Consider the following 22,224-nt stretch of genomic DNA (forward strand, 5'->3'; position numbering starts at 1 on the left):
TTGGTTTTAAAGTTGTTCTTTTAGTTTGATTAGTTGATCTCTTACACCTTCCAATTTAGCTATAATTTCAAAATTATCAAGTGTTTTTTTTCTTTCTTCTTTTAAATGAATTTTTGCACCTTCTAAAGTAAACCCACGTTCTTTCACTAAATGAAAAATTAGTTGAAGGTTTTTAATATCTTCAGGTGTAAATTTTCGATTGCCTTTTGCTGTTTTTTTTGGCTTTAGCTCGTCAAATTCTTTTTCCCAAAATCGGATTAAGGATGTATTTACATCAAATGCTTTAGCAACTTCACCTATGGTGTAATACCGTTTTTCTGGAAGGTCTATAATCATTAATCTAAAGATTGGTTTTCAAGTGAAGCACGTTCTAATAACTTATTAAACTCTTCTGGTGTTAAACTACCATAGTAAAAGTTAATTGGGTTAATACGTTCTCCATCTTTAAATATTTCGTAATGTAGGTGTGGTGCTTCAGAGCGTCCTGTACTACCCACAAAACCTATTAAATCACCACGCTTTACACGCTGGTTTTTTTGGACATTATATTTAAACAAGTGTGCGTATAAGGATACATAACCATAACCATGATCTATTCTAATGTGGTTTCCGTATCCAGCAGAATTACTGTCTGCACGCTCCACAATTCCGTCACCAGATGCGTAGACAGGTGTGCCTCTTGGTGAGGTGAAATCCATTCCCCAATGCATTTTTCTTAGTTTTGTAAAAGGGTCTGATCGCATACCATATCCAGAAGCCATTCGTGTTAAGTCTTCGTTACTAACAGGTTGTATAGCAGGTATTGCTCGTAATAGTTTTTCTTTTTCTTCAGCTAAAACCGCAATTTCATCTAAAGATTTGGACTGTACGACAATACGTTTTAATAGTTTATCTATGCGTTTTGAACTGCTAATAATTAATTCTGAATTATCGTAACCATCTAGTTTTTTGTATCTGTTTACACCACCAAATCCTGCTTTTCTTTGTTCTTCTGGGATTGGATTTGCTTCAAAATATAACCTGTAAATGGCGTTGTCACGATCTTCAATATTGGCTAAGACCGTTTCAGCCTCTTCCATTTTTTTGTTAAGTAAGTCAAACTGTAGTTCTAGATTGGTTAACTCACGCTTTAATGCTTTTTCTTTAGGAGATTCAAAATAATGACCACCAATAAAAACAAATAAAAAACCAAACAAAGCAGCAGCAACTAAGAATAGTGTTACAAACTTAAATGTGCGTCTTTTTTTGCGCTCTATTTTTTTATAAGAGAGCGTTTCAGAATCATAATAATATTTTACCTTACTCATTATCTAATTTATACTATTTTTGCAATTACTAAACTTGAATATTTTAGTTTATCAAAATAGTAACGAATAACAAATATATAAATTGTTTTAATAAGCGTTAAGCTTATGCTAACAAGATTATCAACATAGTATTATGAACTCTCAAGACATACGCGCAACTTTTCTTAAATTTTTTGAAGATAAAAAACATAGTATCGTGCCTTCTGCACCAATGGTGTTAAAGGATGATCCAACATTAATGTTTGTTAATTCCGGAATGGCTCCTTTTAAAGAATACTTTTTAGGTAACGGTCAACCAAAAAATAATCGTTTAACGGATAGTCAAAAATGTTTACGTGTCTCTGGAAAACATAACGATTTAGAAGAAGTTGGTTATGACACCTACCACCACACATTATTTGAAATGTTGGGTAACTGGTCTTTTGGTGATTATTTTAAAAAAGAAGCAATTGCTTGGGCTTGGGAATTGTTAACCGAAGTGTATAAAATTGATAAGGATATATTATACGTTACCGTTTTTGAAGGAAGTGATGATGAGGATGACCTTAAAATGGATACCGAAGCTTTTGATATTTGGAAACAGTACATTAGTGAAGACCGTATTTTAAAAGGAAATAAAAAGGATAACTTCTGGGAAATGGGAGAGCAAGGACCTTGTGGACCTTGTAGCGAAATCCATGTGGATATTAGATCTGCAGAAGAAAAAGCTAAAGTAGATGGTAAGACTTTAATAAATGAAGACCATCCACAAGTTGTGGAAATATGGAATCTAGTTTTCATGCAATACAACCGTAAAGCAAACGGAACCTTAGAGGGTTTGCCTAACAAACATATTGATACAGGAATGGGGTTTGAGCGTTTATGCATGGTATTGCAAAACGTACAATCTAATTACGACACAGACGTATTTACGCCAATAATTAGAGAGATTGAAACCATTACTGGGAAAGATTATAATAAAGAAGAAAAAGTAGATATTGCTATTCGTGTTATCTCTGATCATGTTCGTGCAGTAGCTTTCTCTATAGCAGATGGGCAATTGCCAAGTAATACAGGAGCTGGTTATGTAATCCGTCGTATTTTGCGTCGTGCAGTACGTTATGGTTTTACTTTTTTAGATAAGAAAGAACCATTTATTTACCGTTTAGTTAATGTTTTAACGGAAAAAATGGGTGCTGCATTCCCTGAATTAAAAGCACAAAAACAATTAATAGAAAATGTAATTAAAGAAGAAGAAGCATCTTTTTTAAGAACATTGGATCAAGGTTTAGCTATTTTAGATCGTATTGTAGATAATGCAACGGATAAGCAAGTGTCTGGTTCTAAGGTTTTTGAACTTAAAGACACCTATGGTTTTCCTGAAGATTTAACCGATTTAATTTTAAGAGAAAAAGGATTCTCTTATAATAAAGGCGAATTTAATAAGCGTTTAAAAGAACAACAAGGTAGAGGTCGTGAAGCATCAGAATTAAAATCTGACGATTGGACTGTGCTTATACAAGATGAAGACCAAGAGTTTATAGGTTATGATCAATTAGAGGCTAAAGTTAAAATTACAAAATACCGTAAAGTCGTTTCTAAAAAAGATGGCGAGATGCACCAACTAGTCTTTAATCTAACACCATTTTATGCTGAAGGTGGAGGACAAGTTGGAGATAAAGGATATATACAAGCTGGGAATGGTGACGTATTTTATATTGTAGATACTAAAAAGGAAAACAACGTTATTATTCACTTAACTAAAGAGTTACCTCGAGATGTAAATCAAGTATTTGTAGCAAAAGTTGACGAGAAACAACGTTACAGAACAGAATGTAACCATACAGCAACACATTTATTGCATCAAGCTTTAAGAGAGGTTTTAGGAGAGCATGTAGAGCAAAAAGGTAGTGCAGTACACTCTAAATATTTACGTTTTGATTTCTCTCACTTTTCTAAGTTAACTGTTGAAGAATTACGTGATGTAGAAAACTTTGTAAATTCTAGAATAGAAAGTAAGTTGCCATTACAAGAAGGTCGTAACGTACCAATGGAAAAAGCGATTGAAGAAGGTGCTATGGCTTTATTTGGCGAAAAGTATGGAGACGCTGTGCGTACAGTACGTTTTGGTCAGTCTATAGAATTATGTGGAGGAACACACGTGGACAACACTGCAGATATCTGGCATTTTAAAATAGTGTCTGAAGGTGCAGTTGCTTCAGGTATACGTCGTATTGAAGCAATTACAAATGATGCTGTTAAGTCGTATTACCACGAAAATAATAGATCGTTTTTTGAAATGAAAGATATGCTTAACAACGCACAAGAGCCTGTTAAAGCATTACAGAATCTTCAAGAGGAAAATTCAAGTCTTAAAAAGCAAATAGAACAATTACTTAAAGATAAAGCTAAGAATATAAAAGGCGAGCTTAAAAATGAAATAACAGAAATAAACGGAGTAAACTTCTTGGCTAAACAATTAGATTTAGATCCTTCAGGTATTAAAGATTTATGTTTTGAGTTAGGTAGCCAATTTGATAACTTATACTTATTATTTGGAGCAGAAAATGATGGTAAAGCTATACTATCATGTTATGTGTCTAAAAGTTTAGTGGACGCTAAAGGGCTTAACGCTGGAACCATTGTTAGAGAGTTAGGAAAACACATCCATGGTGGAGGTGGTGGACAACCATTTTTTGCAACAGCAGGAGGTAAAAATCCAGCAGGTATTGCAAATGCTTTACAGGCAGCTAAGGATTATATCTCTTAAATGTGATATATACAAGCTAGTTATTTTAAAAGTGAATCTACAGACTAAAATACCATTAAAAAAACAAGAGTATAATCTGATAGATTATAACTCTAAAGTGTTTTTGTTAGGCTCATGCTTTGCGGAAAATATTGGCGAAAAATTTGAATATTTCAAGTTTCAGCACTATGTTAATCCTTTTGGTATTTTGTTTCATCCAATAGCGATTCATAATTTGGTGTCTAATGCATTACATGGTAAAAAATATGCAGAGAATGACGTGTTTATTAATAACGAGCAGTTTCATAGTTTTGATGCACATTCAAAATTAAGTCAACATACCAAAAGTTTATTATTGCATCAACTTAATGCAGCTTCGCAAAAGACTAGTCATTATTTAAAGCAAAGCACACATGTTGTCATCACTTTAGGTACAGCTTGGGTATACCGTTACTTAAAGACTAATAAAATTGTAGCTAACTGTCATAAAATTCCGCAGCAGCAATTTCAAAAACAAATATTAAGTGTAGATGTTATTGTAGCAGCATTACAGTCAATTATACAACAAGTAAAAAAGGTAAATCCTAAGGTTAATTTTATATTTACAGTATCACCTGTTAGACATATCAAAGATGGTTTTATAGAAAACACACAAAGTAAATCGCATTTACTTGCTGCGCTCCATAAAGTGTTGGATGACCAATCTCATTATTTTCCATCTTACGAAATTATGATGGATGAGTTGCGTGATTACCGTTTTTATAACCAAGATTTGCTACATCCAAGTCCATTAGCGGTCGATTATATTTGGGATAGGTTTAAAACGGTTTGGATGGCAGATTCTGCTATTGCTATTATGTCTGAAGTAGATACTATTCAAAAAGGACTACAACACAAACCATTTAATCCTAACTCGACTGCACATCTTAAATTTGTACAGCAATTAGTAGAAAGACAAATTACACTAACAAATCAGTATCCAAATATTAAGTTTTAATAATTGTAAGGTGTTGATATGTAGGTGTTTTTGTACAAATGATGCTTACAACTAATTATTTATCTGTTTGTCGAATAAAAAATATTAAACGAAAAAGTAGGCTTATTTTTATTGAGCTATTAATCATTATATTTTCAAACACCAACCATAGAACTGCCAATCTAGTTTTTATGTTGGTGTTTTTTTTGTTACTAATTTTTTAAGTTTTTTTCGATTCTTAAAAGTCTCTTTTTAATTAGTGACGGTAGGTTTTAAATGTTGCTAAATTTTTAAATAATTATTAAAATCTTAAATGCTTTTTTTATGTACTTTTATGGTATGCGAAAAATAGTAATAGGTATAGTAATAGCGTTTGTAATTTCTTTTGCAATAAAGAAATGTACAGAGGGAAGTGCAGATAAAACAGTTGTAAGAGAACACTCTGCATTAATCCAAAAACAAATAAATAATGTTGGTAAATTAATTGTTACCGAAGGATATTTTAGTGATGCCTACAGTTATAAAAATTCAAAAGCATTATTTGCTAATTTAACCTCAGATAAACAGGCGTTGGTTATAGTAAATGCTGAGGTTACTGTGGCTTATGATTTAAGTAAAATTGAATATGAAATAGATAGTATTAATAAGGTTTTAAAAATAAAATCTATTCCTAAAGAAGAATTAAAAATCTATCCAAATTTAGAATATTATGATGTAGAAAGTGGATACCTTAACGCTTTTAACCACGACGATTATAATAAAATAAAAGAAATTGTTACAACTCGAATAACAAAAAAAATAGAGGCATCAAATTTACGTATTAATGCTAAAAACAGATTGGTAAGCGAGCTGTCTAAATTTTATATTTTAACCAATAGTTTGGGTTGGACGTTGCAGTACAACGACAGTAAAATAGATAATCCAGACAGGCTAGAAATTTTAAAACTATAGCTTATTATATAGGCTTTGCCATCCACCACCATTCAAAACCTCTACACCATTGCTGCGTAAAATGGCTGCAGCACTACCAGAGCGCATACCACTTGCACAACAAGTAATTACTGGCTTGTTCCATTTTTTAATATCTGCAACTTTTGCTTGTATTTGTTGTAACGGAATATGTTTAGAACCAGGAATAGCTCCAGAGTCATATTCTGCTTTTGAGCGTACATCTAATATAACAGCACCTCGATCTGTAAATTCTTTTATTTTATTGGCTTTATTTCCAAAAAGAAAACTAAAAATTCCCATAGTATAATTGTTTATTACAAAGCTACTAATTTGAAACTTAAAAATCCTTAAATTTGTGTAACTTCAACTTAAAAAAAAGCAGTATATGTCTCAAGCATACGTTAATCAAACCATTGAAAATAACATAGGTTACATCACTTTTTTTACACCAGAACATAATGCGATGCCTAGTCCAATTTTAAAACAATTGGAAATAGCTATTAAAGATGCAGGTAAAAATAATGACATTAAAGTAATTGTTTTAAAAAGTGGAGGCGAGCGTACATTTTGTGCAGGAGCAAGTTTTACAGAGTTAGTGGCTATTACTAATTTAGAAGAGGGTAAGCGCTTTTTTTCTGGTTTTGCAAATGTAATTAATGCGATGCGTAAATGTCCAAAGTTAATTATTGGTCGCGTACAAGGTAAAGCTGTTGGAGGTGGTGTTGGATTGGCAAGTGCAACCGACTATTGTTTGGCTACTAAGTTTGCTGCCATAAAACTTAGCGAAATTAGTATTGGAATTGGACCTTTTGTTATTGAGCCTGCAGTTACTAGAAAAATGGGTCAAACTGCGTTTTCTCAAATGACAATAGATGCCGAATCATTTTTTACTGCAGAATATGCGAAAGAAAAAGGCTTATATGCTAATGTGTTTGATTCTGTTGAAGCGTTAGATAATGCTGTAGATAGTTTAGCTGCTAAATTGGCAAGTTACAATCCAGAAGCTTTGTTAGAACTTAAAAGAGTGCTATGGGAAGACACCAATGAGTGGTGTGTTTCTCTTTTAGAGCGTGCCGAAATTAGCGGAAAACTAGTTTTAAGTGATTTTACTAAAGAGAAATTGAAGAGCTATAAGTAGGTTTTTTAATTATATCTAATTTATAAAACATATAAATGCAAAAATTAAAAATCTTCTACACTTATGTTATTGCATCTAGTATTTTAACGTTATTTAATAATGGATTTATAGTGTTAAATTTAAGTGCAATAGTTAGTGTATTAGGCATTGTAGCTTCAATTTTGTTTTTTGCTAAAAAGTTTAATTTCTATTATTTAACTATACTATGGATTGTAGCTCAAATCCCTTACGTAGCATATCAAAATGATATTTTTGATTTATCACAGTTTTTACACTTTCATTTAGCAATAACTATTGGTCAATTATCAGTTGGTGTAAATGCACAAGTTATATTATTGGGTTTGGTAATTAAAGACATATTACTATCAAAACACTTATTTAAAACGCTGACTTTTAATGCTTATACTGAAAATGATATCCTTAAAAGAGAAGATTTCTATAGTTTTATTCCTATTGATATAAAATCTAAAAAGCTAATTGGTGTGTCAGAAATTGTAATTGAAAATGTAGCATATACCAATATACAGTTTGTGCCTTTACAGGAACAACAGGTTAAAAAAGCATCTATTGTTATGTCTTCATTTAATGAAGAAAATACAATTAAAGCGACCGTACAATATAGTATTACAAAATCTTAAACCACGATCTCCTGACTAGCAATCTTAATACCATCGTCAATTAAATGTCCTACTTCAGGTTTGTTTTGTTTAATTGTTTCTAAATGATCCAAAATAGTATTACATAATTCATTTTCATTCCCTTTTTTAGCCAATTCAAATAACTCGATAGGTAATAACCAATCCATCGGAAAACGGTTAATTAATTGCTCTAACACTTTAGTTCTAGAAATAGTAAAGTTAGTCCCTTCTCTGTAATCACGTACTTGTTTGTAAAGCGCTATAAGTTCTAGTTTTTCAGATGATTTTTCCTCATGTATAGTTGTACTACTAATGGTGTGTGTAATTAAATCAAAACTATGTAAATCTGCAGTACCAGAATAACCTGATACGACTTCTTTACCAACAGCCATATCATATTGTCCCCATTCTGGTTCAAATAAAATAGTATCGTTATGGGTTACTGTACAGTTTTTAAAGCTAATTAATATAATTTTACCTTGTAGGTTTCTAGTTCCAGTAATAATTTCACCTTTAACAATAATACCACCTTCAAATTCCAAAGTAACTGTTTCGCCTTCATAAATATCGTAAGCGCGTAAATCTCTAGGCGACATGTCTTCAATAGCCAAATTAATACCTTTTAATTTACCAATTGGCGATCCAAAACCATCAGGATGCTCTAAAGTGCTATGTCCAACTAGCTCTTTATCTCTATTAGCTAAGGCTGTTTTTCCGGTAGTTTGTATGTAGCTTACTTTACCATTATGTTCTATCATATTAGTAAATACACCAGATATTTGTAAACCAGTACTCAGCTCGATAGTTCCTAAAGCTTCGCTTTGTATCAGTTTTTTAATTGCACTTGGTCCACCAGTACGCAAAGCCATAGTATTTGCAAATTCTTCTAAAACTAAACTTAGATGTGCAAAATCCGGAGTGACATATAATTGTGGTTGCGGTTTTGTGATATCAAAATTCTGAAAGGTAGAGTCGATCGTGTAAGGTAACTTTTTAACCTTATCTGTCATACACCAAGCACTCTCACCAATAGACGATAATAAACCAGCACCATAAATTTTTGGATTATCTATTGTGCCAATTAAACCATACTCAACTGTCCACCAATGTAAATTTCTAATCAAAGCCATTTCACTTGGTTCACCCATGTTATCCTGTAAATCTTCAACTGCTTTTTCAGCTAAATCAATTTGATCTTGTGGTGTATTAGGAGCTTCTTTAATAATAGATAAGTGTCGCACAGCTTCATATAACTCGTAATCTTTGGCAGAGCTTATCGCTTTACAACCAATCTCACCAAAACGTCTTAAATACTCAGCATACTCAGGATTAGCAATAATTGGCGCATGACCAGCACCTTCGTGGATTATGTCTGGAGCAGGCGTATACTCAATATGTTCCAATTGTCTAATATCACTAGCAATAACCAAGACGTTATACGCCTGAAACTCCATAAAAGCATTAGGAGGTATAAAACCATCCACAGCAACAGCAGCCCAACCAATAGCTTTTAAAATACGGTTCATACCATACATATTAGGTATAGCATCCACACTAATACCAGTTTGTTGCAAACCTTCTAGGTAAGTATTATGTGCTACTTCACTTAGGTAATCCACATTTTTACGCATAGCATAACGCCAAACTGCTTGATCAATAGCAGAGTAATCCTCATAATCTTGAGGTTTAATAAATTGTCTTAAATGCTTAGGTAAACGATCTAAAATTGGATTAGATTCAATATTTTTAAACGCCATAGTATTGTGTTTCACTTGATGTAAAAATACAAAAATCGTACTAAAAGACTCTTAAAAAAAACAGTAGTTTATTCAAACAATCAAAACAACTTAGTATATTTGTACCATGATTAAATTAGCAACATTTTTATTTATAAGCGGAGGAGAAATATTTTTCATCCTACTTATCGTTGTTATGGTATTTGGTGCTAAAAATGTACCAGATATAGCCAAAGGTTTGGGTAAAGGTATGCGCCAACTTAAAGACGCAACTAATGATATTAAAACCGAAATCACAAAATCTGCAGAACGTAACGGTCTAGACACAAGCATCACCAATGATGTAAACGAGGAGCTTAAAAAAGTTAAAGACGATCTAGAAGAGTTTACAGGATCTGTACGTCGTAAACTATAATTCAAAATTTATTTTAATTATTTGGGCGTTACCACAAGGGTCGCGTCATCCATTATATCTTTTTTTGCCATATATGGCAGCAAAAAAAGGATGTCATTGCTACCGCTAACGCAATGCATTACTCTTAAAAATATGTCGATTTACTATTTTGTTTAGTGGTTGTTTGTTAATTTGTAAATTTTATTAACTTTTCTTTAAGAATAATTTATATATTTAAGCATCAACCTTAAACTATATAAAATGAAAAAACGTGTACTTAAATTGTCATTACTATTAATGACTTTTGCTTTTTTAAATGCTTGTCAGGATGAGGCCTATCTAGACAATCCTCAAGAAACCACAGTTAACGACGACCAAAAAGCAGCATTGACAATCCCAGAAATTAATGCTATAATTAATACTAGCCTTACTGAAACCGGAAGTTTTGATTGGAAGGACGTTACACCACATACCTTATGGAGTGCAGTTGTTAGAGGAAATAATATCTTAACCATAGGATATGGAGAAGAAGGAGAAAGTTTTGCAGAGGTCAAAACAGAGCGCTTAAAGTCTACCTTGTCTAATATAGAGCAACTAGTAGAAGCTAATGAAGCTTACAAAAAAAGTGAAAAAACAATGTTTGAACATGATATAATAAATGTTGTAGACGTTAAAGTAGAAAACTATATAACTATAAAACAATTATTACAAACAGATGGTGTTAGATATTTAGAGCCTAACGGTTATAATCACTACGAAACCGTAAATAATGCACGCTCAAGCTCAGGGTGTGATAAAAATGCAGATGCCATAAACGCATCGCATTACACAACAATAGCACCAAATAATGCACAAGTATCTTGGCATTTTAACAAGCATAATATTCCGCAAGCATGGAATTATAGTACTGGATCAGGTATAACTATAGGGTTGATTGATACAGGTGTATCAGCATCACAAAGCTTATTAAATACCTCAGGAATTAATGACGGTTATTCTAACGGTCGCTTTGTACAAAAATATGGAACCTTTATTGACTCGTCATGGTGGTGGTCTAATAATTATGATGGACCTCATGATAAATGTGGACATGGTACAGCTATGGCATCTACTATGGCAGCACCACGTAATGATAATGGTATGCCAGTTGGTGTAGCATATAATGCAAACTTAGTAGCTTACAGAGCAACAGAAGATGTTTTACTTAACGACTATCATGAGCGTAAAGGTGTGTCTGCAGCATTAACACAATTAGGTAACAGAAGTGATGTCAAAATTATATCTATGTCAATTGGTTATGTGTGGTCTATAGGTAATATTAAAGATGCTGTTAAATATGCATATAGTAAAGGTAAATTAATTTTTGCAGCAGGAGGGACGTCTACTAGTTTTACAAATGGATTTGGCGTAATTTTTCCAGCAACTATGTCTGAGACTGTTGCTGTAACAGGAGTTGATGATGGTCCAAATTATGACAGATGCGAAGTGTGTCACAGTGGAGATAAAATAGATTTTACAATTATTATGGAAGGTGATAATAACACAAGTAAAGCACCTCCAGTTTTAGGTTTTTATAATGGAGATAGACGTTACACAGGTGGATCATCTGTAGCAACAGCAACTACAGCTGGTATTGCAGCATTAGTTTGGTCAAGACATCCATCTTGGTCTAGAACACAAGTGTTAAATAAATTAAAGCAATCTGCCGAGTTTTATCCTAACAAGAACAGTAGTTTTGGTTATGGTAATATTGATGCCTTACAAGCAGTGCAGTAAATAGTATAAGTGATAATTTAAAAAGCCTCTCAATATTTTGAGAGGCTTTTTTATTTTATAATAGGTTTGATTAAGGTGTTTCTCTCACACCTTTTAAGAGTTCAGCACTTAAATTTGTGTCGTCAGATTCAGAGGATTTATGTAATACAGATATGTCTCCTGTAGATTCTAAAACCACAGCTTCAATTTGTTTAAAGTCTAACACATTTGCTTCTCTTAGCTTAGCTATTAATTGCGATTTTTCAATTCTCGCATGTTTTAAATTGTCATGTAAAATGGTTTGACCTTTCATTAATAATAAAGGCTTATTTGATATTAAAGTGTTTATACTAGGAAACTTTTTTTGTAAAGTAGAAAAAATATAAGTTAAAAATAGTAAGCCTGCAATTGCAACACTACCATGTGTAATGGAAGTACTTGACGTTAAAGTTGAAGAGATAATACTACCAATAGCAATAGTAAATGCAAAGTCGTATGCTGTAAATTTAGCAAACGAGCGTAAACCAATAATTCTGGTTAATATAATAATGACTACAAATAATATAAGGCTTCCTAAAATAGTTTCCCATAAAGGGTCACTTAAAGAATATATCCAATCCATGTTTATGTATTAGTGGTTAATTTTTTACGTTATTAGCTTAAATTTCGTAAAAATAAATGGCAATAAAAAACTTTAGTTAAATGTTGTTAAATTGCTAGTTGCTACATGCAATTATAATATTTGTTTTACTTTTTTTATAAGTTGCTTGTTTTTGGTTTTAAGGATAAGGACACCACATTTGGCTTGCTCTCCAAATAAAGCAGCAGCGTTAGCTGGTTTTATAATATAAAAATCTTCAATATTATTTAAGCTTATTAATTTTAGAACCATTGTCGTTTTAGGATACGCTATAGGATCAAGTAAATAATAATTAGGTTCGTTTAAATTTAGTAAAACTGAATTTTGCAATCGTACTCTATTTTTTCTTTAGGCAAAATAGGGTTGCTTTTGTTTTTAAATTGAATTCTAGAATTTGCAGCTTTAGCTGTAAATAATGTGTCTGCGTTTATTTTCTGCTTGAAAATAGTAATTCTATTGACTTTTAATTTTAGTTTCTCAAAATCATTTAACCATGTAATATTGTCGTTTAAAGTCAAGGTTTTATCCTCAACAGTATTTTGAGCACTAATTATTTGTGCAATTAGAATTATAAAAATCAGTATTAAATTGTGCTTCATATTATAAAAGTATGCTATTTACCTTATAATTAAAATAGTAATTAGTGTAAAAGGCATTTGGTTTAGTTAAGCACGTTTTTTTATACGTGTACATAATTAGCAATCTTTTAATTATTAATCTTGAGTTAGTCTTTATTGCTCTGATTGATAAATTGTGGGTACTTTTGCATTAAATTAAAAAAGGAATTTAGATGTTGGATTATGTAGTAATTGGTGGCGCACAAGCAGGATTGGCTATGGCTTATCATTTAAAAAAAATGAATGTAAATTTTTTGGTGCTAGATGGAGAGTCAGAGGTTGGAGCATCTTGGCTAAACCGATGGGATTCTTTAAAGTTATTTACACCAACAGAATATAACCATTTACCAGGCTTAAAATTTGATGCACCTAAAGGATATTATCCAACTAAGGTTGATGTTGCTAATTATTTTAAGGATTATGTCAAAAAATTTAATATACCAATACAATTAAACACTTTAGTGACCTCTGTAAGTAAAACTGAAACAGGTTTTTTTGTTCAGCATGATGCTGGCGAGATTGAAGCTAAAAACGTTATTGTTGCAACAGGTCCATTCCATATACCATATACACCGCCTTGTCATACCAAAATTTCTAAAAGCACTTTGCAAATGCATAGTAATTACTACAAAGGTGTTAAGCAATTACAACAAGGAGATGCTTTGGTTGTAGGAGGAGGAGATTCTGGGTATCAAATACTAAATGAAATCTCTAAGGATACATCTAAAACGGTTTACTTTTCTGGCGATACAACAGTAAAATCTTTACCACAAAATTTTTTAGGTAAAACGTTGTGGTGGTGGTTTACTGTAGTTGGTTTTTTAAGTTATAGTAAGTATAGTTGGATAGGAAAAAAAATTAACTCATCGACACAACCCGTTATTGGAACAGATGTTAAGGAAATTTTGTCAAGAGAGAATGTAATTGCGGTAGGACGAACAAAGGATGCTTTAAATAATGATGTCTTTTTTGAAAAACAAAAAGTTTCAACCATTAAAAATGTGATTTGGGCAACAGGTTATCGTCCCAATTTTAATTGGATACAAGGTTTAGAATTGGATGCTAATGGTTATCCAAAAAATTATAGAGGAGTTAGCAATATTGACGGTTTATACTTTATTGGTTTACCTTGGATGTATACACGTGGCTCTGCGACATTAGGAGGTGTGTCTAAAGATGCAAGTTATTTAGCTAATGTAATGCTTACAAAGGATAATATTAAATAGCTAATTAGTTTTTGGGCGTTTGTAATAATATTCAAAAATGGGTCTCTCTATGTGGTCGTTTTCTTCATATTCATAATGAAATAAAATAGCTTCGGCATCTTTAATATCATTTTCAGTAAATAAATCTTGGCAGCATTTTGCTAAGTCTAAATCGCTTTTAAAAAATGAACCAAGTCGTAATCTAAAAATGTTTAGTGGACTTTTGTCACCAAGTAAATACCCAATTAAAGCAATAGATTCAATTTCATCAGTATGGCAATTTTCTAATATGCGTCTTTCTACTTCGTTTATTTTAATTCTGTTTTTAAAGTAATGCTGAAGGATGTATCTTTTTTCAAAAGTAATCATCTTATTAGTGAAAAAATCTTCGTTTTCTTCTATAGATAAAGTAAAGTCCATATAATTAGTTTTTATTTTTTGCTAGTACTTTCACACAAAACATAGTTTTTAAAAATATGCTCTAATTCCTTCTCTGGATTATCTGTAATTCCAGAATGAGTTTTAGAGCTTTGTATTACCGTACTGCGTGAAGCTGCAAGCCATCTAAATCTATCGGATAATTCAAACTGTCCAATAGTTCCGCTAGATTTGTCACCTTTACAAATTAAGTCCCAGGACTTTAAATATGTGTTTAGGTCTTTTATATTTAGTTCGCATGCAAATGCAGCTAATTTAGCCTCGTCTATTTTAAATTTAACATCTAGGTATTTTTTTCTTTTAGAAAATAAAATAACACCAATGTTAAAAAACTCCTCACGTTCTACTTTAGGTACTAAACGTATTATCGCATATTCAAAAGTAACTTTATCTTGCATCTTTAGCTTCTTTAACCAGTAAGTTAATCTTTTCAAGTCTGGAGTTTAAATACGTTTTGTAAGCAGCTCTCATTTGGTCTGGCGTAAAAGTGTCAGACTCATTTATTAGCCAATCTTCAGGTATAGTGTTAATTATAGTGTCAATAGTATTTAAACTTAATTTTTCAATAATGTGTTGTGATGCTTCATCTAATTCTGTAGCACGATCTAATAAAACATGATCTTTAATTAAAGGAAATGTTCTGGTTAAATGGTTTTCCCAAGTATCCCAATTATGATGAAAATAAAAACTTGCTCCATTATCAATAACCCACAATTCTTTATTCCAATTTAGGACATTAGGGTTTTTAACTGTTCTGTCAATATTACTAATAATACTATCTAATAATACTACTTTGGATGCTGTTAAAGGATCTGCAACCGACGCCAAAGGATCAAAGGTTATACTACCACTTAAATAATGTAATCCTAGGTTTAAACCAACGCTAAACTTAAGCAAATCTTGTATTTCTTCATCTGGCTCTGTTTTGCTAAACGAATCATCTAAATTCATAAAGACCAATTCGGGTACTTTTAAGCCAATAGCGCGTGCTAATTCGCCACCAATAAATTCGGCAATCAATGCTTTTTTTCCTTGTCCTGCACCTCTAAATTTTAGCACGTATAAAAAGTCGTCATCTGCTTTTACAATAGCAGGTAAAGAACCACCTTCTCTTAGAGGTGTTATGTATTGTGTAACATCAACGGTTCTTATATCTAATTTACTCATTAGTAATATTATATTTTTCGGCTAATAGTTAAACCATCTCTAATAGGTAATAAAACGGTTTCGATTCTTGGATCTTTTTTTAAGAGTGTATTAAACTCTAAAACAATATTAGTAGAAACGTCTTTTGGATCTACAGGTTCAATCACTTTTCCATGCCATAATACATTATCAGAAAGTATGATGCCTCCTGGATTTAGTTTGTCAATAATTAAATGAAAGTAATTAATGTAGTTAGGTTTGTCAGCATCAATAAAAACCAAATCAAAGGTTTTATCTAATGTTGGTAAAATATCTATTGCACTCCCTAAGTGTTGATGTATTTGTGTTCCGTAACCAGATTTATCAAAGTATTTACGCTGAAAATCTTCTAATTCTTCATTTACATCAATGGTGTGTATTTCTCCTTCAGGATGCAAGCCTTCAGCTAAACAAAGGGTTGCATAGCCGGTAAAAGTGCCTAATTCTAAAACAGATTTAGGTTTAATTAATTTAGAAATCATGCTAAGTACGCGACCTTGATAAGGTCCAGACAGCATAATAGGTTGTAATATTTTTTGATACGTTTCTCTAGTTAATTGTTGTAATAGCTTGGGCTCATCTTGACTGTGAGCAACAACGTAGTCGTCTAATTTTTCTGGTAAAAAATACATAAATAATGTTTAACCTATTATAGTGTTGTAAAGTGCTTTTACTAAAAGCGCAATGAGTAATACTGCCATGACTATTAATGGAATAATGGTTTTAAATTTAATGTAGTTTGCTACGCTATCCCAAAAAGACTCTTTTTTCATTATCCTAAAATACGTTTAACAAGTTTATCTTTAGCTGCTTGGTCATCTCCACATAACCATTGGATCACGTTATCTTCCCAAATAGCATCTCGTTCTGTTTCTGTAATAATTTTTCGTTCTATAGCTAAATCTAAAATTTTTCCAGGGTAAGAACTTTGTTTTTCGCTTTCCATTTCCCCTAAAGGGTAAGGGTCATCAAGGCCCATTAAAACCTGTTTAGAACCTTGGTTTTTTAATAATAAATCTAATCCACCAGTATCGTGTACTAAAGTGTCAAAAAAGATGTTTTTATGTCCAACCGCTTTTCTTGGGTGACTTTTACCTTCAAATAAATCAGGTCTACCATCAAAACCTTGAATACGTCGTCCTAAGTTTATTTGTGCTAATTGTCCACCATGCGCAAAACAAGTTCTCATATTTGGATACTTATCTTGATAGCCATTTAAAGTTAAAAAGTGATAAGCATCGGCACATTGTGCTAACATCCATATTAAATGAAAACGCCAAGAGGTGTTTTCTAGTTTTATAAACTTTTCACCATCGTAAGGGTGTATTTCTACAGCTAAATTATACTTGTTAGCCATTTCAAAAATAGGCTCGTTTTCTTCATCAAAAATACAACGCCAAGTTCCAATAGTATCCATGTAGTGGGTTGGTAAACATAATAATTGCATACCTAACTCTTCTACACAGCGTTCAATTTCCCAACAGGCTCCTCTAACAAAACCAGGATGTACTACAAAACCGCAAGTAAATTTACTTGGGTTTTCACGTTGTACTTTGGCATTAAAATCGTTCTGAAATTTAAGCGCTTGCTTCATTTCTTCTACACGCAATCCGTTACCGTATAATTGCGATAAGTTTAAAACTACTGCATGGTCAATTTTAAAACGTTCCATCCAAGCTAGTTTTTCATCTAAAAAGAAACTAGAATCTGTAATTGGTCTGTTCCAATCTTTTTGAAGCATAAATTTTCGGTCTTTATCCACCCAAAAAATTTCTTTGTCTTGCATAAACTGAGGGATTTCCTCTGGATATGGTAATAAGTGCGAGTGACCGTTAATTCTAAGTTTACGTTTTTCCATATGTTTTGTCATTGCGAGCCTTAAAACGTGGCAATCTTTGTCTTAAATTATTTGTTCTATTCATTTTTTGCTTGTCCAAAAAACGAACCAAAAAAAGACATCCAAGCCAAGGAATTTTTCAGTTTTAAACTGAAAACCGATACGAAAACTTCGGGTCGAACATCGTTCTCCTGATCTCGAAGCTTTTCTTTATCTATTCTTCGCCTTGGCGTTCAATTTTACAAATTGATTGGGGACTTTCAATTAAGCTAATGTTATTTTTAATACCGCTTTGTTTCTTTTGCTAACTAGTTTTCTAACTTTACTTTTTGTGGTGGTTGCATTATAGCTGAGCAGTTTGGGCATGTACGCTTGTCTAAATCACCATAATATTTATCAAATATTTTTGGCATATCGGTTTCAATATTTTTTACTGTAAAATCTTCTTCATACAATTTAGTAGTACAATTTTCGCAGAACCAAAGTAAAGCATCTTGTACACCTTTTTCTCTTGGGTATTCAATGACTAAACCAACCGTATTTGCACCACGTTGTGGCGAGTGCGGTACTTTTGGAGGTAATAAAAATATTTCGCCTTCTTTAATATGAATGTCTTTTGGGACACCATCTTCTATTACTTTTAAGATAATATCACCTTCAATTTGATGGAAAAATTCAGGCGTTTCGTTGTAATGGTAATCCTTTCTATTATTTGGTCCACCAACAACCATAACAATAAAATCACCATCCTTCCAAACCACTTTATTACCAACTGGTGGCTTTAAAAGATGTCTGTTTTCTTCGATCCAAGCTTTAAAATTTATAGGTGGAAATAATTTACTCATATTATAATATTTTGGGCGTTTCCCTAAATAGGGTCAGGCTTTCAAGGCTCGCTCTCTGCGAGGAGCTCAAACAAACCTTTCAATCCTTAACGCGGATTCATCAATTCAATAAAATTAGTGATAATTGAACAGATTGCCACGATTTTTTAAAAAGAAAAAAATCTCGCAATGACAGATAGAATTATAAACTCTTTGTTCTTCCGCCATCAACCGGAAGATTAATTCCGTTAATATAACTCGCACGTTCGCTTGCTAAAAATGTAATTGCATCAGCTAGTTCTTCAGGCTTTGCAAAACGTTTTGCAGGAACCGCACTTTTCATAGCATTTGCAGATTCTTCTTCGGTATTTCCTGTTTTGGCAGATTTGTTTTTAATAATTTCAGCCAAACGATCGGTTCCTGTCGCACCAGGTAAAACATTGTTTACCGTGATACCAAATTGACCAAGTTCGTTAGCTAAGGTTTTACTCCAATTGGCAACAGCACCACGAATGGTATTACTCACGCCAAGTCCATCTAAAGGTTGTTTTACTGATGTAGAAATTACATTTATAATGCGACCAAAGCCTTCATTTTTCATAAACGGAACTACTGCTTGCGCTAACACGTGATTACATTTTAAATGCTGAGTAAAAGCAGCTTCAAATTCGTCTACATCTGCCGAAAATACTGGTCCTCCTTTTGGTCCTCCTGTATTATTTACTAATACATGAAACCCATGATTCTCTTTGATGTAAGCTTCTACCTTTTCTTTTAATTCCTTCGGGTTAGAAAAATCGGCAACTATATAATCGTGATTTCTATGTTGAGGTAACTCAGTTAATGTTGCTTTTAACTTGTCTTCATTTCTAGCAATAAGTGTTACTTGTACACCTTCTTCAGCTAAAGCTATTGCTGTGGCTTTTCCTATTCCTGCTGTGCTTCCGCAAACTAATGCGTATTTATTGTTTAAGTCTAGATTCATGTTTTTAAACTTTATTGTTGTTGTTATAGCGTATTTGGTAAGTCTGTAAACTGTTTTCTAATTTTCTGATAGATAGATTAAAACTATCAATCTCTATTTTAGAATAGTTGTAATTGCTGTCACAAAATTTTAAATAATGTTGAGCAGAGTTCCCAAAACCTTCTCTTAATATTTCTAATTCGTATATTTCTGACCAGCTAACAAAGGTATTGTTGGATAATGTAATGCCTTTAATATTTATAATTAATTGAGGTTTTCTATTAATTAATTTTTTAAAAGCTTGTGTTAGGATAAATAAGCAGATTGTAAACATAATTAGCCCAATAACAAAATCCGTATTTTTTTCTTCAAACATTAAATAAGCTCCAGAGGTTACACCTGTTGATAAAAATAAAACAATAAAAAAAGCTGTAGTAATGGAAAAATAAATTTTTGTTTCTTGAGGTACTTTTGGATCTTCATAGATCAAGTCTTTCTGAAGAAATTTTTTGTCAAGTCTTTTTAAAATTAGTTTGTCTTTTTGTGATCTATATTCTGTTCTTTCAAAAGAGGTTCCGTCTTCCCAAATAAGCATGCTGCGTATGGCTTCTTTTTTTAATGCGTGTACATTTCTAACATTAGTAAATGCCCAAATACGCCATTTTGTTATTAAAACACTCCAACTAATCCATGCCAATATTACTCCTAAAAAAACACCTATTATACCTAACCATTCGGGTAAATTAAATAAATGTACGACGTAAAACATTGCTAAAGGAGCGCATAATAAGCATATAAAAGCAGGAACGTTAACCATTAGTTGTCCCCTTATAATAGCTTGTTTTACGCTTATGTTTTTATTGACCTTCAATATTTTATTATAGTATAGAAGTGATTTGTGAGAATTGTTTAATGTGATTCTGAATCAAGTTCAGAATGACGTGATTGATAATATAGATACACTTTTTAAGACTTACAATTTATCGGTAACTAGTATTTAATACAAACATTTTTAGCTTCTGTAAAAAAGCGTAACGCTTCAAAGCCACCTTCACGACCAACTCCTGAGGCTTTTACACCACCAAAAGGTGTTCTTAAATCGCGCATCATCCAAGTGTTAACCCAAACTATTCCAGCTTGTAGTTGGTTGCTGATTCGCATGGTACGTTTTAAGTTGTTGGTCCACAGTGTAGCTGATAAACCATATTTTACTTTGTTTGCCATTTGCAATACTTCGTCTTCTGTATTAAAAGGCATAATGGTAACTACAGGTCCAAAAATTTCTTCTTGATTTACTCTGCAGTCATCATTTGGTACTTCAATAACTGTTGGTTCTAAATAGTAACCGTTTTTATAACCTTTTACAGTCACTTCATTTCCGCCACAGAGAATGGTTCCGTTTTCCGCTTTAGCGATATTTATATATTCTTTTACTTTTTCTAAATGTGGTTTGGAGACTAATGCTCCAATATTGGTGGATGCTTCAGATGGATGACCAACTTTTAAAGCTTTTACTTTAGCAACAAAATCTTTCTTGAATTTCTCATAGATAGATGCTTGTACAAATATTCTACTTCCACATAAGCAAATCTGTCCTTGATTTGCAAAAGACGAACGTACTGTTGTGTCTAACATATCGTCATAATCGCAATCTGCAAAAATGATATTTGGATTTTTTCCGCCTAACTCTAACGATAGTTTTTTAAACATTGGAGCTGCTACTTTTGCAATATGTGCTCCTGTTGCTGTTCCTCCTGTAAAACTTATGGCTTTTATGTCTTCATGTTCTATAATGGCTTGTCCAGTTGAACCACCAAGTCCGTGTACAATATTTAAAACGCCTTTTGGGAGTCCTGCTTCGTTACAAATTTCGCCCAATAGATAAGCGGTCATTGGAGTGATTTCACTTGGTTTGGCAACAACGCAGTTTCCTGCTGCAATTGCTGGAGCGATTTTCCATGTAAATAAATACAGTGGAAGGTTCCAAGGTGAAATGCAACCTACAACACCAATGGGTTGGCGTAAGGTGTAATTTATGGCTTGTCCGATGCTTTCGTGGCTTTCGCTAGCAAACTGTGTTATGGCATTTCCGAAAAAACGAAAGTTACTTGCTGCTCTTGGTATATCTACTGCTTTTGCTAAGCTAATCGGTTTTCCGTTATCTTTACTTTCGGCTTCTGAAAAGCGTTGTAAGTTAGCTTCTAGTAACTCTGAAATCTTTATTAATATTCTACTACGCACTTCTATACTAGTTTGTGACCAACCAGGAAAAGCCGATTTCGCAGCGATATATGCGTTTTCTACATCCTCTTTTGACGAGTTTGGTATTTGTCCGTAAACTTCTCCATTACTAGGATTGTAGTTGTCTATCCAATGGTTTTGAATTGGATTGTGGAATGCTCCGTTTATGTAGTTTTGAATATTCATTTATTGTTTCTTATAGGCCATAACTTTAATCTCAACAACCAAATCGGGATGCGGTAATTGATGTACGGCAACTGTAGTTCTGGTTGGTCCTGTTTCTTTATCAAAAAATTCAGCATAAGCTTTATTATAATCTGCAAAGTCATTCATGTTTACTAAAAAGGAAGTCACATCTACAACGTCTTTTAAACTGGCGCCAACTTTTTTAAGATTGGTGTCTATGTTTTTTAAAACTTCTTGCGTTTGTGTGTAGGCGTTTAATTTTTTAGTTCCCATCTCGTCGATGATATCAACTCCAGCGATACTGTTGTCAGCTCTACGAGAACTTGTTCCTGAAACGAAAATTAAATCGCCAACTTGTTTTACGTGTGGATAGGCTCCTCTTGGTGTTACTTTAGTTCCTTCGTTCATTAATTTTATGTTTTTGCGTCATCCTGAATTTGATTCAGTGTTTGATTATTTTTCTA

The 22,224-nt window shown here is 32.6% G+C and carries 26 protein-coding genes; 8 read left to right on the top strand and 18 right to left on the bottom strand.

All coding sequences use genetic code 11. The features are described from left to right. Window positions 1–6: 6 nt before the first annotated feature. Together V6251_RS09495 and V6251_RS09500 are read right to left on the bottom strand one after the other, a co-directional pair. The gene (locus V6251_RS09495) at window positions 7–336 is read right to left on the bottom strand and encodes a MerR family transcriptional regulator (RefSeq protein ID WP_341588033.1); all 330 of its coding nucleotides are present in this window, start codon (window positions 334–336) and stop codon (window positions 7–9) included. After that, window positions 336–1,307 carry a M23 family metallopeptidase gene (locus V6251_RS09500; RefSeq protein ID WP_341588034.1) on the bottom strand — a complete coding sequence of 324 codons (972 nt, stop codon included), beginning with the start codon at window positions 1,305–1,307 and terminating at the stop codon, window positions 336–338. The genes V6251_RS09495 and V6251_RS09500 overlap by 1 nt, the downstream gene beginning before the upstream one ends. A 133-nt stretch (window positions 1,308–1,440) precedes the next feature. Between V6251_RS09500 and alaS the strand changes: the two genes are divergently transcribed. The 3 genes from alaS to V6251_RS09515 all read left to right on the top strand — a co-directional run bounded on the left by alaS (window position 1,441) and on the right by V6251_RS09515 (window position 5,962). Then, a complete protein-coding gene (gene alaS / locus V6251_RS09505; RefSeq protein ID WP_341588035.1) occupies window positions 1,441–4,056 on the top strand; it encodes an alanine--tRNA ligase in 2,616 nt (871 codons plus the stop codon). A 31-nt stretch (window positions 4,057–4,087) separates the two neighbouring features. Beyond that, the gene (locus V6251_RS09510; RefSeq protein WP_341588036.1) at window positions 4,088–5,032 is read left to right on the top strand and encodes a GSCFA domain-containing protein; all 945 of its coding nucleotides are present in this window, start codon (window positions 4,088–4,090) and stop codon (window positions 5,030–5,032) included. 318 nt (window positions 5,033–5,350) lie between these two features. Then, entirely contained in the window at window positions 5,351–5,962 is a 612-nt protein-coding gene (locus V6251_RS09515) for a DUF4230 domain-containing protein (RefSeq protein ID WP_145002952.1), read from the top strand. Here V6251_RS09515 and V6251_RS09520 read toward each other — a convergent pair. Continuing rightward, window positions 5,957–6,262 (bottom strand): rhodanese-like domain-containing protein, encoded by a 306-nt coding sequence (locus V6251_RS09520; protein WP_341588037.1) that lies wholly within the window; start codon window positions 6,260–6,262, stop codon window positions 5,957–5,959. The genes V6251_RS09515 and V6251_RS09520 overlap by 6 nt on opposite strands. A gap of 85 nt (window positions 6,263–6,347) precedes the next feature. Between V6251_RS09520 and V6251_RS09525 the strand changes: the two genes are divergently transcribed. Then, a complete protein-coding gene (locus V6251_RS09525; RefSeq protein ID WP_341588038.1) occupies window positions 6,348–7,100 on the top strand; it encodes an enoyl-CoA hydratase/isomerase family protein in 753 nt (250 codons plus the stop codon). Window positions 7,101–7,135: 35 nt separating this feature from the next. Continuing rightward, complete coding sequence (locus V6251_RS09530) at window positions 7,136–7,738, top strand: hypothetical protein (protein ID WP_341588039.1); 603 nt, start codon at window positions 7,136–7,138, stop codon at window positions 7,736–7,738. Here V6251_RS09530 and V6251_RS09535 read toward each other — a convergent pair. Then, the gene (locus V6251_RS09535; protein ID WP_341588040.1) at window positions 7,735–9,495 is read right to left on the bottom strand and encodes an aromatic amino acid hydroxylase; all 1,761 of its coding nucleotides are present in this window, start codon (window positions 9,493–9,495) and stop codon (window positions 7,735–7,737) included. The genes V6251_RS09530 and V6251_RS09535 overlap by 4 nt on opposite strands. Before the next feature lie 106 nt (window positions 9,496–9,601). On the opposite strand from V6251_RS09535, the gene V6251_RS09540 reads away from it, so the two are divergent. Beyond that, entirely contained in the window at window positions 9,602–9,889 is a 288-nt protein-coding gene (locus tag V6251_RS09540) for a Sec-independent protein translocase subunit TatA/TatB (RefSeq protein WP_145002937.1), read from the top strand. 240 nt (window positions 9,890–10,129) lie between these two features. Further along, window positions 10,130–11,644, top strand: coding sequence for a S8 family peptidase (locus V6251_RS09545; RefSeq protein WP_341588041.1), 1,515 nt, complete (start codon window positions 10,130–10,132; stop codon window positions 11,642–11,644). A 70-nt stretch (window positions 11,645–11,714) separates the two neighbouring features. Here V6251_RS09545 and V6251_RS09550 read toward each other — a convergent pair whose 3' ends face one another. From V6251_RS09550 to V6251_RS09560, 3 genes are all read right to left on the bottom strand, one after another. Continuing rightward, a complete protein-coding gene (locus V6251_RS09550; protein ID WP_341588042.1) occupies window positions 11,715–12,245 on the bottom strand; it encodes a DUF421 domain-containing protein in 531 nt (176 codons plus the stop codon). 111 nt (window positions 12,246–12,356) lie between these two features. Beyond that, window positions 12,357–12,515: a hypothetical protein gene (locus tag V6251_RS09555; protein WP_341588043.1), complete on the bottom strand. Its 159-nt coding sequence runs from the start codon at window positions 12,513–12,515 to the stop codon at window positions 12,357–12,359. A gap of 56 nt (window positions 12,516–12,571) precedes the next feature. After that, on the bottom strand, window positions 12,572–12,862 hold the full coding sequence (locus tag V6251_RS09560; RefSeq protein ID WP_341588044.1) for a hypothetical protein: 291 nt from the start codon (window positions 12,860–12,862) through the stop codon (window positions 12,572–12,574). Between the two features lie 191 nt (window positions 12,863–13,053). On the opposite strand from V6251_RS09560, the gene V6251_RS09565 reads away from it, so the two are divergent. Beyond that, entirely contained in the window at window positions 13,054–14,106 is a 1,053-nt protein-coding gene (locus tag V6251_RS09565) for a flavin-containing monooxygenase (protein ID WP_341588045.1), read from the top strand. Here V6251_RS09565 and V6251_RS09570 read toward each other — a convergent pair whose 3' ends face one another. The 11 genes from V6251_RS09570 to V6251_RS09620 form a co-directional block, all read right to left on the bottom strand. Further along, window positions 14,107–14,505 (bottom strand): hypothetical protein, encoded by a 399-nt coding sequence (locus V6251_RS09570; RefSeq protein WP_341588046.1) that lies wholly within the window; start codon window positions 14,503–14,505, stop codon window positions 14,107–14,109. It lies immediately after the preceding gene. A gap of 11 nt (window positions 14,506–14,516) precedes the next feature. After that, a complete protein-coding gene (locus V6251_RS09575) occupies window positions 14,517–14,921 on the bottom strand; it encodes a DUF3037 domain-containing protein (RefSeq protein WP_341588047.1) in 405 nt (134 codons plus the stop codon). Then, window positions 14,911–15,690, bottom strand: a complete 780-nt coding sequence (locus V6251_RS09580; protein WP_341588048.1) for a HipA family kinase — start codon at window positions 15,688–15,690, stop codon at window positions 14,911–14,913. The genes V6251_RS09575 and V6251_RS09580 overlap by 11 nt, the downstream gene beginning before the upstream one ends. Window positions 15,691–15,698: 8 nt before the next feature. Next, window positions 15,699–16,340 (bottom strand): O-methyltransferase, encoded by a 642-nt coding sequence (locus V6251_RS09585; RefSeq protein ID WP_341588049.1) that lies wholly within the window; start codon window positions 16,338–16,340, stop codon window positions 15,699–15,701. 9 nt (window positions 16,341–16,349) lie between these two features. Beyond that, on the bottom strand, window positions 16,350–16,481 hold the full coding sequence (locus tag V6251_RS09590) for a hypothetical protein (RefSeq protein WP_341588050.1): 132 nt from the start codon (window positions 16,479–16,481) through the stop codon (window positions 16,350–16,352). Next, window positions 16,481–17,566: an amidohydrolase family protein gene (locus tag V6251_RS09595; RefSeq protein WP_099570469.1), complete on the bottom strand. Its 1,086-nt coding sequence runs from the start codon at window positions 17,564–17,566 to the stop codon at window positions 16,481–16,483. The genes V6251_RS09590 and V6251_RS09595 overlap by 1 nt, the downstream gene beginning before the upstream one ends. Before the next feature lie 287 nt (window positions 17,567–17,853). Next, entirely contained in the window at window positions 17,854–18,390 is a 537-nt protein-coding gene (locus V6251_RS09600; protein WP_339808326.1) for a 3-hydroxyanthranilate 3,4-dioxygenase, read from the bottom strand. 181 nt (window positions 18,391–18,571) lie between these two features. Beyond that, window positions 18,572–19,354, bottom strand: a complete 783-nt coding sequence (locus V6251_RS09605; RefSeq protein WP_341588051.1) for an SDR family oxidoreductase — start codon at window positions 19,352–19,354, stop codon at window positions 18,572–18,574. A 4-nt stretch (window positions 19,355–19,358) separates the two neighbouring features. Then, window positions 19,359–20,150: a hypothetical protein gene (locus V6251_RS09610; protein ID WP_341588052.1), complete on the bottom strand. Its 792-nt coding sequence runs from the start codon at window positions 20,148–20,150 to the stop codon at window positions 19,359–19,361. Between the two features lie 173 nt (window positions 20,151–20,323). Continuing rightward, window positions 20,324–21,760 carry an aldehyde dehydrogenase gene (locus V6251_RS09615; RefSeq protein ID WP_341588053.1) on the bottom strand — a complete coding sequence of 479 codons (1,437 nt, stop codon included), beginning with the start codon at window positions 21,758–21,760 and terminating at the stop codon, window positions 20,324–20,326. After that, a complete protein-coding gene (locus tag V6251_RS09620; protein WP_341588054.1) occupies window positions 21,761–22,168 on the bottom strand; it encodes a RidA family protein in 408 nt (135 codons plus the stop codon). It lies immediately after the preceding gene. Window positions 22,169–22,224: the final 56 nt, after the last annotated feature.

It is taken from the genome of Olleya sp. Ti.3.14 (assembly GCF_038154885.1).
Classification (GTDB): Bacteria; Bacteroidota; Bacteroidia; order Flavobacteriales; family Flavobacteriaceae; genus Olleya.

What these genes read in the sequence shown, in the direction of transcription:
- V6251_RS09595 (WP_099570469.1), bottom strand. Translation starts at nt 17,566, where the DNA reads ATGGAAAAACGTAAACTTAGAATTAACGGTCACTCGCACTTATTACCA.
- V6251_RS09580 (WP_341588048.1), bottom strand. Translation starts at nt 15,690, where the DNA reads ATGAGTAAATTAGATATAAGAACCGTTGATGTTACACAATACATAACA.
- V6251_RS09590 (WP_341588050.1), bottom strand. Translation starts at nt 16,481, where the DNA reads ATGAAAAAAGAGTCTTTTTGGGATAGCGTAGCAAACTACATTAAATTT.
- V6251_RS09530 (WP_341588039.1), top strand. Translation starts at nt 7,136, where the DNA reads ATGCAAAAATTAAAAATCTTCTACACTTATGTTATTGCATCTAGTATT.
- V6251_RS09550 (WP_341588042.1), bottom strand. Translation starts at nt 12,245, where the DNA reads ATGGATTGGATATATTCTTTAAGTGACCCTTTATGGGAAACTATTTTA.
- V6251_RS09585 (WP_341588049.1), bottom strand. Translation starts at nt 16,340, where the DNA reads ATGTATTTTTTACCAGAAAAATTAGACGACTACGTTGTTGCTCACAGT.
- V6251_RS09520 (WP_341588037.1), bottom strand. Translation starts at nt 6,262, where the DNA reads ATGGGAATTTTTAGTTTTCTTTTTGGAAATAAAGCCAATAAAATAAAA.
- V6251_RS09560 (WP_341588044.1), bottom strand. Translation starts at nt 12,862, where the DNA reads ATGAAGCACAATTTAATACTGATTTTTATAATTCTAATTGCACAAATA.
- alaS (WP_341588035.1), top strand. Translation starts at nt 1,441, where the DNA reads ATGAACTCTCAAGACATACGCGCAACTTTTCTTAAATTTTTTGAAGAT.
- V6251_RS09525 (WP_341588038.1), top strand. Translation starts at nt 6,348, where the DNA reads ATGTCTCAAGCATACGTTAATCAAACCATTGAAAATAACATAGGTTAC.
- V6251_RS09540 (WP_145002937.1), top strand. Translation starts at nt 9,602, where the DNA reads ATGATTAAATTAGCAACATTTTTATTTATAAGCGGAGGAGAAATATTT.
- V6251_RS09515 (WP_145002952.1), top strand. Translation starts at nt 5,351, where the DNA reads ATGCGAAAAATAGTAATAGGTATAGTAATAGCGTTTGTAATTTCTTTT.
- V6251_RS09605 (WP_341588051.1), bottom strand. Translation starts at nt 19,354, where the DNA reads ATGAATCTAGACTTAAACAATAAATACGCATTAGTTTGCGGAAGCACA.
- V6251_RS09500 (WP_341588034.1), bottom strand. Translation starts at nt 1,307, where the DNA reads ATGAGTAAGGTAAAATATTATTATGATTCTGAAACGCTCTCTTATAAA.
- V6251_RS09565 (WP_341588045.1), top strand. Translation starts at nt 13,054, where the DNA reads ATGTTGGATTATGTAGTAATTGGTGGCGCACAAGCAGGATTGGCTATG.
- V6251_RS09620 (WP_341588054.1), bottom strand. Translation starts at nt 22,168, where the DNA reads ATGAACGAAGGAACTAAAGTAACACCAAGAGGAGCCTATCCACACGTA.
- V6251_RS09545 (WP_341588041.1), top strand. Translation starts at nt 10,130, where the DNA reads ATGAAAAAACGTGTACTTAAATTGTCATTACTATTAATGACTTTTGCT.
- V6251_RS09495 (WP_341588033.1), bottom strand. Translation starts at nt 336, where the DNA reads ATGATTATAGACCTTCCAGAAAAACGGTATTACACCATAGGTGAAGTT.
- V6251_RS09600 (WP_339808326.1), bottom strand. Translation starts at nt 18,390, where the DNA reads ATGAGTAAATTATTTCCACCTATAAATTTTAAAGCTTGGATCGAAGAA.
- V6251_RS09570 (WP_341588046.1), bottom strand. Translation starts at nt 14,505, where the DNA reads ATGGACTTTACTTTATCTATAGAAGAAAACGAAGATTTTTTCACTAAT.
- V6251_RS09615 (WP_341588053.1), bottom strand. Translation starts at nt 21,760, where the DNA reads ATGAATATTCAAAACTACATAAACGGAGCATTCCACAATCCAATTCAA.
- V6251_RS09555 (WP_341588043.1), bottom strand. Translation starts at nt 12,515, where the DNA reads ATGGTTCTAAAATTAATAAGCTTAAATAATATTGAAGATTTTTATATT.
- V6251_RS09575 (WP_341588047.1), bottom strand. Translation starts at nt 14,921, where the DNA reads ATGCAAGATAAAGTTACTTTTGAATATGCGATAATACGTTTAGTACCT.
- V6251_RS09610 (WP_341588052.1), bottom strand. Translation starts at nt 20,150, where the DNA reads ATGGTTAACGTTCCTGCTTTTATATGCTTATTATGCGCTCCTTTAGCA.
- V6251_RS09535 (WP_341588040.1), bottom strand. Translation starts at nt 9,495, where the DNA reads ATGGCGTTTAAAAATATTGAATCTAATCCAATTTTAGATCGTTTACCT.